The organism is Streptomyces griseorubiginosus (assembly GCF_001514195.1).
Lineage (GTDB): Bacteria > Actinomycetota > Actinomycetes > Streptomycetales > Streptomycetaceae > Streptomyces > Streptomyces griseorubiginosus.
Genome location: NZ_KQ948742.1, coordinates 333,988 through 347,489, shown reverse-complemented (window position 1 = coordinate 347,489; position 13,502 = coordinate 333,988). Strand labels below are relative to the sequence as shown.

The 13,502-nt window shown below is 73.9% G+C and carries 11 protein-coding genes and 1 pseudogene; 7 read left to right on the top strand and 5 right to left on the bottom strand.

The genetic code is table 11. The features are described 5' to 3' along the window. Nucleotides 1-430: 430 nt before the first annotated feature. Nucleotides 431-1,777, bottom strand: coding sequence for a helix-turn-helix domain-containing protein (locus AQJ54_RS33435; RefSeq protein WP_062025833.1), 1,347 nt, complete (start codon nt 1,775-1,777; stop codon nt 431-433). A 123-nt stretch (nt 1,778-1,900) separates the two neighbouring features. Here AQJ54_RS33435 and AQJ54_RS33430 point away from each other — a divergent pair, with 123 nt between their 5' ends. Continuing rightward, nucleotides 1,901-2,098, top strand: coding sequence for a hypothetical protein (locus AQJ54_RS33430; RefSeq protein ID WP_062025832.1), 198 nt, complete (start codon nt 1,901-1,903; stop codon nt 2,096-2,098). Nucleotides 2,099-2,248: 150 nt separating this feature from the next. Here AQJ54_RS33430 and AQJ54_RS33425 read toward each other — a convergent pair whose 3' ends face one another. Next, the gene (locus AQJ54_RS33425; protein ID WP_062243775.1) at nt 2,249-2,800 is read right to left on the bottom strand and encodes a tellurite resistance TerB family protein; all 552 of its coding nucleotides are present in this window, start codon (nt 2,798-2,800) and stop codon (nt 2,249-2,251) included. 141 nt (nt 2,801-2,941) lie between these two features. On the opposite strand from AQJ54_RS33425, the gene AQJ54_RS33420 reads away from it, so the two are divergent. Next, nucleotides 2,942-4,189 carry an amidohydrolase gene (locus AQJ54_RS33420; protein WP_062243688.1) on the top strand — a complete coding sequence of 416 codons (1,248 nt, stop codon included), beginning with the start codon at nt 2,942-2,944 and terminating at the stop codon, nt 4,187-4,189. 1,175 nt (nt 4,190-5,364) lie between these two features. Here AQJ54_RS33420 and AQJ54_RS43020 read toward each other — a convergent pair. Further along, nucleotides 5,365-6,084, bottom strand: a pseudogene (locus AQJ54_RS43020) (hypothetical protein); the annotation flags it as partial. Nucleotides 6,085-6,251: 167 nt separating this feature from the next. Here AQJ54_RS43020 and AQJ54_RS33410 point away from each other — a divergent pair. Next, entirely contained in the window at nt 6,252-6,680 is a 429-nt protein-coding gene (locus AQJ54_RS33410) for a hypothetical protein (RefSeq protein ID WP_062243682.1), read from the top strand. 135 nt (nt 6,681-6,815) lie between these two features. On the opposite strand, the gene AQJ54_RS33405 is transcribed toward AQJ54_RS33410, so the two are convergent. Next, nucleotides 6,816-7,334 carry an SH3 domain-containing protein gene (locus tag AQJ54_RS33405; protein ID WP_062025826.1) on the bottom strand — a complete coding sequence of 173 codons (519 nt, stop codon included), beginning with the start codon at nt 7,332-7,334 and terminating at the stop codon, nt 6,816-6,818. Nucleotides 7,335-7,639: 305 nt separating this feature from the next. On the opposite strand from AQJ54_RS33405, the gene AQJ54_RS33400 reads away from it, so the two are divergent. Beyond that, a complete protein-coding gene (locus tag AQJ54_RS33400) occupies nt 7,640-8,467 on the top strand; it encodes a hypothetical protein (RefSeq protein WP_062243680.1) in 828 nt (275 codons plus the stop codon). Here the strand turns inward: AQJ54_RS33400 and AQJ54_RS33395 are convergent. Continuing rightward, complete coding sequence (locus AQJ54_RS33395; protein WP_062243677.1) at nt 8,376-9,704, bottom strand: aminotransferase-like domain-containing protein; 1,329 nt, start codon at nt 9,702-9,704, stop codon at nt 8,376-8,378. The two genes, AQJ54_RS33400 and AQJ54_RS33395, sit on opposite strands and share 92 nt — an antisense overlap. Nucleotides 9,705-9,785: 81 nt before the next feature. Between AQJ54_RS33395 and AQJ54_RS33390 the strand changes: the two genes are divergently transcribed. From AQJ54_RS33390 to AQJ54_RS33380, 3 genes are read left to right on the top strand one after another with little or no spacing between them, the layout of a single operon-like run. Then, nucleotides 9,786-10,541 (top strand): alpha/beta fold hydrolase, encoded by a 756-nt coding sequence (locus AQJ54_RS33390; protein WP_062243675.1) that lies wholly within the window; start codon nt 9,786-9,788, stop codon nt 10,539-10,541. A gap of 10 nt (nt 10,542-10,551) precedes the next feature. Continuing rightward, nucleotides 10,552-11,499 carry an endonuclease/exonuclease/phosphatase family protein gene (locus AQJ54_RS33385; protein WP_062243672.1) on the top strand — a complete coding sequence of 316 codons (948 nt, stop codon included), beginning with the start codon at nt 10,552-10,554 and terminating at the stop codon, nt 11,497-11,499. Nucleotides 11,500-11,529: 30 nt separating this feature from the next. Next, the gene (locus AQJ54_RS33380) at nt 11,530-13,455 is read left to right on the top strand and encodes an FUSC family protein (protein WP_062243669.1); all 1,926 of its coding nucleotides are present in this window, start codon (nt 11,530-11,532) and stop codon (nt 13,453-13,455) included. The last annotated feature ends 47 nt before the right edge of the window (nt 13,456-13,502 follow it).

Below are 13,502 nucleotides of genomic sequence, written 5' to 3'. Positions count from 1 at the left end.
GCGCCGACCTCGCCCGTGCCCTGAGCCCCGCGTCGGCTTGAACGCCCTGCTCCAGGCCGCACGCTCCGGGCACGGTCGTGACTCCGCCCCCGCCTAAGACCCCTGACTCAGTGCCCAGTCCCCAGTCCCCTGCCTCCGTCCCTGCGCCCGCCGCCGACCGGGGCGTCTCCCGCCGTCCCGAGCGGGCCGGGGACCTTCCCTGGGGGCCGCGCGAGAGCATGCGCGGTCCTCACCAAGGCGGCCGCCGCCGTTCGGACGGCGGCGGCCGCCCCTGGTCTCCGAACGCTGCCCGTACGACCCCGCGTCAGCGTTTCTCAGACCAGCCGTCCCGCGACGTCACCGCGCACGCTGACCGGGCACACCCGTGCGCCACCCCGGCACCGTCACAGCGGGCGCTGCCCGAGCGCCCACCCGGTCAGGGCGCCGGACCTCACAGAGGCGGCTGGGCCGGTGCCGGGCCCAGGGTCGTGGTGCCGGGGGCCGTGCGGTGGCCGAGGCCGGTCCGGTAGGCGTCGAGGGCCGCCTCGACCCGTCCCGTACGGCGCAGCAGGTCGCCCAGCAGACGGCACAGGTCGGCCAGGTCGCCCGCGGCGCCGGCCCGCTCCAGCAGGCTCAGGGCGCGGACGTAGTGCTCCTCGGCGGCCTCGGTGTCGCGGGCGTCCTCGGCGATGATCCCGAGGAGACGGTGGGCGGCGGCGGAGTGCAGGGCCCCGCGCTCGGGGCTGAGGTCGCTGAGCACGTCGTGCAGCAGGGCGGCGGCCTCCTCGGACTTGCCGCGCCGGTGCAGCACGTCGGCGAGTTCGACGGCGGCCTGGCTGGAGTAGAGGGCGGCCCGCTTGGCGGAGAGCATGGCGAGCGCCTGCCGCAACTCGCCCTCAGCACGCTCCAGTTCGCCGTTCTGGGCGTAGACGTAGCCGCGCATCCAGTGGCAGTTGGCGAGTTCGGTACGGAGCTGGAGGCGGCGGTAGAGCTCGGCGGCCTTGGCGAGGGAGGCGTCGGCCTCCGCGAGGCGGCCCTCGGCGAGCAGGGTGCGGGCGACGGACCGGTGCATACGGGCGACGAGGGCGGGGTCGCCGGACTGCGGGGCGAGCGCGAGGGCGAGTTCGGCGGCCTGGGCGGCGCGGGCGTGGGCGCCCATGTCCATGTAGGGGCCGATGACGCTGGCGTAGAGGAGGAGCAGGGCGTCGGGGTCATGGAGGCCGCCGCGGTTGAGCTCGTCGAGGGTGGACTCCAACAGGTAGACGCAGTAGCGGAGTTCACCGGCGAGGTAGTGGGACAGGGCACGGCCGCGCAGGGCCGGGACCCGGGCTGGCAGGGGCACGTCGGCGCCGAGGGCCTGCTCGGCGCGCTCGAAGTACTCCCGGGCGGCGCCGAGTTCGCCGGTCTCCACCGCGCACTCCCCGAGCCCGAGCAGGGCGGCGGCCCGTACGTCGGCGAGGTCGAGTGCGTCGGCCTCGGCGAGGAGGCGGGCGTACTGCTCCGCGGACTCCTCGGCCTCGCCGGTGGCGAGGGTGCGCTGGGCCTCGGTCAGACGCAGACGCAGATCGGTGACGAGGTGGGCCGGGCGGCCGGTGGCGAGCTCGTCGAAGCCGACGCCGAGACGGTCGGCGAGGTGCCGGAGCGCGTCGTCGGAGGGACGTACCCGGCCGGACTCCAAAGTGGAGATGTAGGCCGGGGTGTAGGCCGGTTCGGCCAGCTGCTTCTGGGTGAGGCCGCGTGCGACCCGCAACTGCTGCACCCGTCGCCCGATGACACCCGGGTCGTCCCGCTCCGACATGGCCAACTCCCCGAGTCCCTCTTGCCGTTCGGCTCCCGCAGCCCCTAGGTTAAACGGCGTATTAAGCGTGCTTAATACGCTGCCACCCCCCAGGACACCCACCGCCACCGCTGCGAGGCCGCCGTGCTCGGACGCACCAGCACCACCGCGCGCTACACCAGGGGTTTCGCCGCCGCGGTCGTGGCCGTGGCCACGCTCGTCCTGGCGGCGAACGCGGGGCCGGCGAAGGCCGCGGGGGAGCAGCCGGCCGAGCGGACGCACCAGGTCGAGCAGGTCATCGGGCACACTACCGGCCACACGACCGGGCACACGCCGAAATGAGCCCGGCCGGAACTCCGGCGGCTGAAGACCTCACAGCTTGAACCACGAGGGCTGATGACCTAAGAGCTGGAACTCCGGAGGCTGGTGATCTCAGAGCTGGAACCACGGGGACTGGTGGCCGCAGAGCTGGAACCACGGGGACTGGTGAGCTCAGAGCTGGAACTCCGCCGGCTGGAGGCCCAGGGTCGCGCACGCCTCCCTCAGGATCGACTGCTCCGCCTGGGAGAAGTGGCCGTCCGCACCGGCGATGACGATGCCGGTCTGGATCACCGCGCGGGCCTCGGTGGGCTTCTTGGCCGCCTTGGCGATCTCCTGGAGCGCCTCCGCCTTGCCCTGCGGGAAATTGCGGGTCAGCAGGTCCACATGCTTGTGGAAGCGCTGGCGCAGCTGCTCCGGCGGGAAGTTCTGCAACACCTCGTTGCTGAGGATCAGGGACTCCATCTGCTGCATCTCGGACGCGTCCACCTGACCGTCGGCGGCGGCGACCAGCGCGCACATCGCCATGCTGGCGTCCCGGTACGCACCGCTCTTCAACTCGGCCTTCAACGAGCCGAGCTGCGTCTTCAGCACGCCGACGAGCTGGGCCCGCGAACCGCCGCCGCGCGAGCCGCCGTGTCCCTGCCCAGCGGTCGCCGCGCCGCGCCCCTGGGCCTGCTGCTGGAGGTTCTTGGCCTGGTCCTTGAGCCGGTCGAACAGTGCCATCGACGTCACCTCGGTACTCGTTGAGTGATCTCACCCCGTCAACGGACACACCGAGGCAAAGGTTCCACCAAGTCGACGTCGGCGGGCCTCCCCGCCCCCGGATCCGGGCCCCGGATCCCCCTCGCCGCCTACGCTGCCCGCATGACGTCTTCCGCCGCCCGTACCGCGCTGGACCTCACCGCCGCCCTCCCGGTCCCCGACCTGGAGGACTTCTACATGGACCTGCACCGCCACCCCGAGCTGTCGTTCCGGGAGCACCGAACGGCGGGCCGGCTCGCCGAGCGGCTGACGGCGGCCGGTTTCGAGACCGTCGAGGGCATCGGCGGCACCGGGGTCGCGGGCGTGCTGCGCAACGGCGACGGGCCGACCGTCCTGCTGCGCGCCGACATGGACGCGCTGCCGGTGGAGGAGCGCACCGGACTGCCGTACGCCTCCCAGGAGCCCGGGGTGATGCACGCCTGCGGGCACGACCTGCACGTGACCTGGCTCGCGGGGGCCGCGCGGGCGCTCGCGGACGGCAGGGACGCCTGGTCCGGGACGCTGGTGCTGGTCGGCCAGCCCGCCGAGGAGAGCGGCGGCGGGGCGGCCGCGATGGTCGCCGACGGGCTCTACGACCGCCTCCCGCGCCCGGACGTGCTGCTGGGCCAGCATGTCGCGCCCGGTCCGGCCGGGCTGTACCCGCACGTACCCGGCCTGGTCATGTCGGCGACCACGGACGTGGAGATCGTGGTGCACGGCCGGGGCGGTCACGGATCGCGGCCCGAGACGACCGTCGACCCGGTGGTGACGGCCGCCTACCTCGTCACGCGGCTCCAGACGGTGGTCAGCCGGGAGATCAGGCCGCGGGAGCAGGCCGTGCTGACCGTCGGCCGGATCGAGGCGGGCACGGCCCCCAACATCATCCCGTCGACCGCCCGGATCTCCCTCAACCTGCGTACCCAGTCGGACGCGGTCCGGGACCGGATGCTGGCCGCGATCCGCCGGATCGCCGAGGGCGAGTGCCATGCGGCGGGCTGCCCGCGCGAGCCGGAGGTGATCCTCGGCGGCTCGTTCCCGGTCACGGTCAACGACCCGGAGACCGACCACCGGATCGCCGCCGTGCACCGCGAGGTCTTCGGCGCCGTGACCGTCTTCGACCCCGGCCCGGCGATGGGCAGCGAGGACTTCTCGAAGCTCGCGCTCGGTGAACTCCCGTACTCGTACTGGTTCGTGACCTCCACCCCGGCCGACGTGTGGGAGGCGGCACCCGGCGCGGACCTGTGGGAGAAGTTCGACGCGGTGCCGAGCAACCACAGCCCGCACTTCGCGCCGGACCTGTCGGTGGTCGGGCCGGGCGTGCGCACCCTGGTCTCGGGGGCGCTGGCGATGCTGGACCCGGACAGGTCCTAACCCTGCGTCTGGAGTTTCCTCAGCTGGGTCTGCACGTTCTCCAGCGCGCCCTGCCGGCGTCCGGGCACCCGCATCCGCAACCCGGCCAGCACGATGCCGAGTTGCCGCACCTGCTCCCCGTCACGGACCTGCGCCCACTGGTGGTGGGCCCGGTCCACGGCCGTCTCCACGGGCCCCGCGTCCACAGCCTGCCCGGCCCCGAGCCGCGCCTCGGCCACGGTCAGCCAGATCCGGCAACTGCGCACCGGGTCCCCGGCGAACATCGCCAGATCCGCCCGCACCTCGGCCCAGTGCAGAGCCTGCTCGGACGCGGCCCCATGGTCACGGGCGGCGGCCTCCCCATGAGCGGCGGCAACGACCTCGGCATCCTGATGCCGCCCACTCTGCACGGCGGCGGCGATGTAGGCGTGGGGATCCACGGACTCCACCCCGGAGGACCGCCCGGCAACACCCTGCCGACCGGCAACGGCCTGCCGACCGGGGGCGACCCGCGGAACCGGGGGCACCTCATGGGTACGGGGGGACTCCTGGGTACAGGGAGACTCCTGGGCCGGGGCAACTCGTTGGACCAGGGCCCCCTTCGGAGCCGAATCCACATCCTGGGCCAGGGTCCCCCGCTGAGCCGGGGCCACGTCCGGGCTTGGTGCCACCCCCTGAGCCGAGGACACCTCCTGGCCCGGGGCCACGTCCGGAGCCGGGACCAACTCTCGAGACCGAGTGACCGCTTGGCCCGAGACAAGCCCCTGGGCCAAGGTCCGCCGCTGGGCCGTCGCCGCCTCCTGGGCCAAGTTCAGCTCTTGCGCCGAGGCAACCCCTTGGCCGGAGGCAACCCCCTGGGGCGAAGCCACCCCCTGAACCGGAGCCGCCCCCTGAACCGGAGCCATCGCCTGCGCCGGAGCCACCCCCTGCGCCACGGCCACACCATGGGCCGGAATCAGCTCATGAGTCGCGGCAACCCCTGCAGCCGAAGACCCTCCGTGAGCCGGGGCCGCCTGCTGAGCCACGGCCACCCCCGGGCCCGGAGCCGCCCCGTACGCCACAGCCATCCGCTGAGCCGCAACCACCCCCTGCGCCGGGCCCCCCACCGGAACCGAAGCGCCCCCCGGAATCGACACCACACCCCGCGCCGAGACCGTCGGCTGAACCGACCCCACCGGTGCAACCGACACTGCCCCGACCGAAGCACTCACCTGCGCCGAAGAACCCCCCTGAACCGGCGCCCCCGGCCAAACCCCAGTCGCCCCCCGCCCAGGCGTGGCCACCGGCACCGATGGCACCGTCAGGACGATGTCGCCGTACGCCTCGCTGCCCAGGCGGCCGAAGGCCTGTTGGTGGAGGTCCGGTTCCGCCGGGCGGTGACCGCTGCGGAGGATCGTCGCGATCGTCTTCATGTACGCCGGCACGGCGACCTTGCGGCGGGACGGCGGGGGCGCGATCCGCCCGTACACCGCGTTGTTGCGCCCGGAGTCGAGGGCGTGCGTCCGCAGCCATCCCCAGGTCTCCGCGTCGGCGTGCAGGTCGAGGAAGAGCGTCGTCGAACCCGGCGTCCGCAGCCGGAACTCCTCGCGGATCCACTGCCACGGCAGCGCGGTGTAGCGGACCGTGGCCGGCGTGGTGCGGGCCAGCGCGAGGTGGGGCAGATGCTGGCGCCGGTCCAGGGCGAGCTGGCCGGCGACGAACACGGTGAGCGGACCGGGCGTGGCCGCGACGGCACGCAGCCGGGTCAGGACGGCCTGCGGTTCCAGCGGGTCGGCGAGTTCGACGACGTTGGCCGTGTCGGTGCCGGAGAGCACGGCGGGCGGCACCGCGGCGAGGACGGGAAGCACGGACGCCGCGTCCACCAGACAGCTCTTGCCCACCGGTGAGGCGGCGAGCAGCAGCACGGTCCCGGGCATCGTTCCCTCCCCATCCCCCGTCGATCACTTACCGCAGCACCGTAACCGCTGCGACCGGCAAGGGCAGTTCCCGGGAGGGCAATCGCCCCTTTCGACTTGCCAGCGACCCTCTCCAGGTGTGCTCTGGTAGGCAGGGGCATAGCGGGGGCGGAGAGAGGAGTGCTCTCATGGCTCATGCGGCACCCGCGGGCGGTCTCGCCCGGACACCCGACGTGTTCAGCCCGAAGGTCCATCGCGCGGCCCGTTACGGCATCCCCGTGCTCCTGGGGCTGGTCTACGGCTACTGGGCCGCGGCCAACCGCAGGGACGGCGGGCCGATCACCGGCTGGAACGTCCTGTTCGGGTGTGTGACGGCGATCGCGTTCATCGTGCTGTGCCTCGCCGTGGCGACCTTCGCCCCGCTGCTGAAGCGAGAGCTCCACTCGGCCGTGAAGTCCGGCTTCGCCGGCGCGGCCGTCGGGTTCCTGTACAGCCAGACCGGGGAGAGCGTGCTGCGCTCGGCGGCGCTGGGGCTCGCGGTCGCTGCGGGCATCTTCGTCGTGTTCTTCTACCGCTACTACACCCACGAGGACGGCGAGGGGAACCGGATCCGCTGAGAGGGTCCCGGGGGTCCGGGGAACAGCGATGGGCCCCCTGGCCGGGCAACTGGCCAGGGGGCCCACCTTTCCCTCATCCCGAGGACCTTTCCTCATCCCGACGAGGACCCCTTCCTCACCCCGAGGACCCTTCCCTCACCCGGAGGATCCGGTGACCGTCCAGGTCCAGGAGCCCGAGAAGCTGAAGGACACGGTCCCGGAAGCCGCCCACGTGTCGGAACCGGCGTTCCAGTCCGGGTCGCTCCAGTCGGCGTTGTTCCAGGTGTCGTTCTTCCACTGCGGACACGGGTCCGCGCAGGTCGGCACGGGACGTCCGGCGGTGTCGACGAACGCGGCGCTGACCCAGCCCTCGGCACCGGTGAACCAGTACCAGTACGGGTTGCCGTTGACGCTCTGTCCGCGGACCATGCACTCGATGCGGTCCTGACTGCCCGGTGCGAGCCGGTCGACGACGGCGGAGTGCGTGGTGGGCGCGTCCCGCACGTTGAGTGCGGTGCGGGAGACGATGGTGCCCCAGACCGGACCGCCGCGACCGTGGCCTTCGGCGTGCGTGGGCGGGGCTGCCGCGGCGAAGGTGCCCGCCGCCGGGACGGCGAGCGTCGCGCCGGTGAGCAGGGCCACGGCCAGGGTCCGCAGGGCCGTAGGGGTGCGCATGGGCATGGGCATGGATCGGCCTCCTTCTCCCCGAGGCCCCCCGTATTCACCGGCTTCACCGGCTTCACCGAGTTCACCGAGTTCACCGGGTTCACCGGGTTCACCGGGTTCACCGGGTTCACCGGGTTCACCAGGTTCACCGAGTTCACCGGCTTCCCCCGTCCCCCTGGTGCCTCCCGGTTCCCACAGTTCCCACAGTTCCCCCTTGATCCATGAGACACCCGTTCGGGTGAACCCTCCACCGGAAGGCCTAATCCGCAGCTCCACGGCTCGCCCGGTCGCCTTCGGCGGTCTTGCCTGGAGAGGTGACCCCCCGTGTCCGTGGCGCCCTGTCGGCCGCCCTGATCGCCGTGGCCTGTCTCATGGTGCCGTTCGGCGCGCTGGCGGCCTGGGCGGCGTACGGCCTCGCCGATCCGGGCCGTTACGTGACGGCGATGGCGCCGCTGGCCGCCGACCCCGCCGTACGGGACGCGATGGAGGACGAGGTCGACGAACCGCTGCGGCCCTTCGTGCACGACTTCGCCCGCACCCCGGCCTTCCCCGCCGCGTGGGACGCCGGCAACCGGGCCGTCCACGACGCCGTGTGGAGCGCGCTGCACGACGACAGCCGGCGCGAGGTGACCGTCGACCTGGCCGAGGTGGGGCGCCGACTGGCCCCGGGACACGTGTCCGAGGCCCTGCCCCGGACCAAGGTGGCCGTGCTCCCGGCCGCCGAACTCGACCGCCTGAGGAAGGGCTACGACGTGCTCGAAGTCGCCGGTTTCTGGCTGCCCGTCACGGCCGCCGTCCTCGCCGTCACCGGGATCGCGGTCGCGGCCTGCCGCCGCCGCGCCCTCACCGCGACCGCGCTCGGCACCGCGCTCGGCGGGGCTCTGCTCGGTCTCGCCGTCGCCGTGGGCCGCCACTTCACCCTCACCGACCTGCCGGACCCGGTGCACCGCCCGGCCGCGGGCGCCGTCTACGACGCGCTGACGGGCACCCTGCGCACGGTGTCCTGGCTGCTGGTGACCGTCGGTCTGGCGGTGGCCCTGACCTGCTGGCTCAGCGGTCGCTACGGCTCGCCGCGAGCCCCGCGAGGGTCCGCAGCGCCCGTTCCAGATCCGGCACCGGAGCCGACCCGAGCCCGAGCCTGACCGCGTCCGGGGTGCGGTGCGGGCCGACGGCGAAGGACGGTCCGGGCGTCAGGGCGATGCCGAGCGCCGCGGCGGCGGCCGTGAAGGTCTCCGCCCTCCAAGGTGCGGGGAGCTGCCACCAGGCGTAGTAGGCGCGCGGATCGGACCGTACGGCGAACCCGTCCAGGCAGGCGGCGAGCAGCCGCTGCCGGTGCGCCGCGTCGGCCCGTTTCGCCGTGACCAGCCGTGCCACGGTCCCGTCGGCCATCCACCCCGTCCCCGCCTCCAGCGCGAACCGGCCCGCGCTCCAGCCGCCGGAGCGGACGGCGTCGGCCACCGTCTCCGCGCGCTGCCGGGGGACGACGAGGAAGCCGACGGTGAGCCCGGGCGCGACCCGCTTGGAGAGCCCGTCGACGACCAGGGTGTGGTCGGGGGCGAGGGCGGCGAGCGGGTCGTCGGCCTGCGCGAGGAACGACCAGATGCGGTCCTCCACGACGGGGATGTCCAAGGCGGTTGCCGTGCCCGCGAGTTGCCGTCTGCGCTCGGTGCCCATGGTCGCGGAGGTCGGGTTGTGCAGGGTCGGCTGGAGGTAGAGGGCCGACAGGGGAGCCGTGCGGTGGGTGGCGGCGACGGCGTCCGGGAGCGGGCCGTCCTCGTCGCCGGCGAGCGGGACCAGGGTGATGCCGAGGCGGGCCGCGATCTCCTTGACCACCGGGTAGGTCAGCTCCTCGACCCCGACCCGGCCGCCCGGCCGTACCAGTGCGGCGAGGGCGGCGGCCACCGCCTGGCGGGCGTTGCCGGTGAAGAGGATCCGGTCCGGCTCGGGGCGCCAGCCCGGGGTGGCGAGCAGGGCGGCCGTGGCCTCGCGGGCGGCGGGGGTGCCGGTGACGGCCGCGGGGCGCAGGGCCTCGGTCAGCGCGTCGGGGCGCAGCAGAGACGCGAGCGTGCCGGCGAGCAGGTCCGACTGGCCCGGTGCGGAAGGGTAGTTGAGCTCCAGGTTGACGGGGGCGCCGGCGTCCTCGATGAGCCCCTTGCCGGGCCGCTCGGGCAGACCGGCCCGGACGAAGGTGCCGCGCCCGACCTCCCCGACGACCAGGCCCCGCCGGACGAGTTCGCCGTACGCCCGCTCCGCCGTGGACGCGGCGATCCCGTGCCGGCGGGCGAACTGGCGCTGCGGCGGCAGCCGTTCGCCGGGCCGGAGCCGTCCGGCGGTGATGTCGGCGGCTATGCGGTCGGCGATACGGCGGTAGTCGGGCACGCGAACCCCCCATCTTCTGCGATTGCACCGAAGGCAAAGATTTTATTGCACCGAGAAGCGGGGGCCGCCTACGGTCGGTCCATGACGGCGACTTCGGCGATTCCCCTGGTCCTGGTGCACGGCCACCCCTTCGACCACACGATGTGGCGCCCGCAGACCGAGGCCTTCTCCGCCTCCCGCCCGGTCCTCGCCCCGGACCTGCGCGGCTACGGCACCGCACCCGCCGGGTACCCCGTGGAGCTCTTCGAGGACTTCGCCCGGGACATCGAGGCGCTGCTCGACGACCAGGACGTGCCGGCCTGTGTGCTGGCGGGCCTGTCGATGGGCGGCCAGATCGTCATGGACTGCTACCGGCTCTTCCCCGAGCGGATCCGCGGCCTGGTCCTCGCCGACACCTTCCCGGCGGCGGAGACCCCCGAGGGCGTACGGGTCCGTCACGCCATGGCGGACCGGCTGCTGCGCGAGGGCATGGCCGGGTACGCGGGGGAGGTGCTGGAGAAGATGGTCGCGCCGTACGCCGCCGCCGAGGTCAAGGCACACGTCCTCGGCATGATGACGGCCACCCGCCCCGATTCCGCCGCGGCCGCCCTGCGCGCCCGCGCCGCCCGCTCCGACCACCGTGAGCTGCTGCCCCGCGTCACGGTCCCGGCCCTGGTGGTCGTGGGCGCCGACGACACCTACACGCCGGTCTCCGACGCGGAGGCGATGCACGCGGCCCTCCCGGAGTCCCGGCTGTGTGTGATCGAGGGCGCGGCGCACCTGCCGAACCTGGAACGGCCGGCCGAGTTCAACGCCGTGCTCGGGGAGTTCCTGGCGCAGGTCGACGCCCGCTCGTAGGCTCGGCACGGTGACCCACCGGCGCCTCGGCATCTGGACCGCTGCCCTGCTCCTCGCCGCCGTGAGCGCGGTCGTCGGCTGCCGCCTCGCCGACACCGACGGCGTCACCCCCGTCCCCCAGCTCCTCGCCTTCCTGCCCTGGCTGCTCGCGCCCACCGGTCTCGGCCTGGCCCTCGCGCTGCTCGTCCGCTGGTGGCCGGGGACGGTCTGGGCGGCCGTGGTCGTGGGCCTGCTGGCGTGGTTCATCACCCCTTACGGCACGGGCAGCGAACCGGACGGCCGGGTGCTCGCCACGCTGGAAGTCCTCACCTCCAACGTCGAGTTCGGGCGGGCCACCGGCGCCCTGGTCGCCGCCGTGCGCCGGGAGGAACCGGACGTCGTGTTCGTGGAGGAGTGCGAGTACCGCTGCTCGGCGGCCCTGCGGCAGACCCTCGCCGGGCAGTACCCGTACCGGCGGTCCGTGGAGGGCGCCGGCTCCACGGGGTCCGTCATCCTGAGCCGCTTCCCGCTGCGGGCCGCCCCCGCCGTTCCCGCGACCATGGGCATGCCGGGGGCCGTCGCCGACGTGCACGGTCATGCCGTACGCCTGCAACTCGCGCACCCGATGCCGCCCCTGCCGGGACAGCTGGGGGCATGGCGGCGGGAGCTGGGCGCGCTGCGGGACTTCGCCGCCGCCCGGGGGACCGAACCCACCGTCCTGGCGGGCGACTTCAACGCCTCGCAGGACCACGCGGCCTTCCGCGCGCTCCTCGACACCGGGCTGCGTGACGCGGCCCGCCTCGCCGGATCCGGCCGCACCCCCACCTGGCCGGCCCGCACCGCCCCGGTGATCGGCGCCCAGATCGACCACGTCCTGGTGTCGGCCGCCTTCTCGGCGCGCGACGCCCGCTTCCTGGACCTCGCGGACACCGACCACCGGGCCCTGCTGGTCGACATCACCCTGCACGGTCCCGGATGACCGGTTGACCTCGGTGTTCATAATGAGCGCATGTCCCGCATCGGCCTCACCCCGCCCGACTGGCTGGTCCGGAACCTCCAAGCCCAGCAGGCCCCCGTCAACCGGGCCGCCGTGGCGCGCGCGGCCGTCGCGATGTCCCTCCCGCTGGCGGTCGGACTTGCCGTCGACCAGGCCGCGTACGGCGCCCTCGCCTCCATGGGCGCCCTGTCCGGAGTCATCGGCGACACCGCCGACGCCTACCGCATGCGCATCCTCAACATCGCGATCCCCCAGCTGTTCGGCGCCGTCGGCATCACGCTCGGGTCCCTGGTGTACGGCCAGGGCTGGACCGCCGTCTGCGCGGTCACCGCGGTCGCGCTCGTCTCCGGGATGATCTCGACGATCGGCGCGGTCGCCTCCGTCTCCGGTCTGCTCCTGCTGCTGAACTCCGTGGTCGGCGCGGGCCTTCCGATGCCGGGCGACTGGTGGCTCGCGCCGCTGCTGATGACCGGCGGCGGCCTGCTCGTCCTGCTCCTCGCCCTGCTGGCCTGGCCGCTCAGGTCCGGGGTGCCGGAACGGGCGGCGGTCGCGGCCACCTACCGGACGGTGGCCGACCTGATGGCCGCCTGCGGCCGCGCGGAGTACGACGAGGCACGGCACGCCGTCACGCAGTCCCTGAACCAGTCGTACGACCTGGTCCTCGCCCGGCGCGCCCGCCACCACGGCCGCAGCCCCGAACTGACCAGACTGCTGGCCCAGTTGAACGCGATCACCCCGGTGGTGGAGGCCGCCCCCGCCGCCCACCTGTCCGGGCAGCCGCTGGCACCCGAGATCCCCGACACGGTCCGGCACCTCGCGCGGGCGGTGGAGACCGGCTACACCGGCCCCATCGGCCTGAAGCTGCCCGTTCCGGTGTCGGAGACCAGCCGGGCCGTCGACCACGCCCTGCGACACGCCGCCGAGGTCGTCGCCGTACCGGACGTGGACCCGCGCGGCATCGACGACCGCCTCGGCCGCCCGGCCGCACTCGGCGTCCGGGCCGCCCGCGCCGCCCGCAACGTGGCCCTGTCGGCGGCGTCCTGGCGCTACGGGCTCCGCCTCGCGCTGTGCATCGGACTGGCCCAGGCACTGGTCTCGATCGTCCCCGTCCCCCGCTCCTACTGGGTGGCACTGACGATCACGTTCGTCCTCAAGCCCGACTTCGGCTCGGTGTTCTCCCGGGCGCTGCTGCGGGCGCTGGGCACCGTGGCCGGGCTGGTGGTCGCGGCGGCGGTGCTCTCGCAGGTGCCGCGCGGATGGTGGGACGTACCCGTGATGCTGCTGCTCGCCCCGCTGATCCCGGCGCTGACCCCGCGGGGCTACGGCTATCAGACGGCCGCCATCACCCCGGTGATCCTGCTCCTGTCGGACATCCTCAACCACCAGGGCACCGCCCTGCTCATGCCCCGTCTGCTGGACTCCCTGATGGGCTGTGCCATCGCCCTGGTCGCGGGGTATCTGCTGTGGCCGGAGAGCTGGCACACCCGGGTGGGCGACCGTCTGGCGGACGCGGTCGCGGACACGGCGGCCTATGTGGAGGGCGCGTTCGGTGGCGATGGCGAACCGGCCGCCCGCGCCCGGATGCGCCGCCGCCTCTACCGCGACCTGTCCGTCATCCGCACCGAGTTCCAGCGCGCCCTGACCGAACCGCCGCCCATGGGCCGGCGGGCCGCGGCCTGGTGGCCGCTGGTCGTCGCGGTGGAACGGATCGTGGACGCCACGACCGCGGCGCGGGTCCGCGTACGCCACGGAGCGCCGCCCCCGTCGTCCGCCGAGGTCGGCCAGGTGACCCTGCAACTGCGGGAGTTGGCGGACGGCCTGCGCGAGGCGGAGACCCTCTACGAGGTCCGCACCGACCTCACCGGGCCCGCGGGCAGTGTCCTGGAGCCGGTGCGCCAGGAGGTCGCGGCGGCGCGGGCGATCACCTCACCACGCTGACGCCGATCGCCACAGCGCGCCGACCCCGATCCCCGCGCCGATTTCAC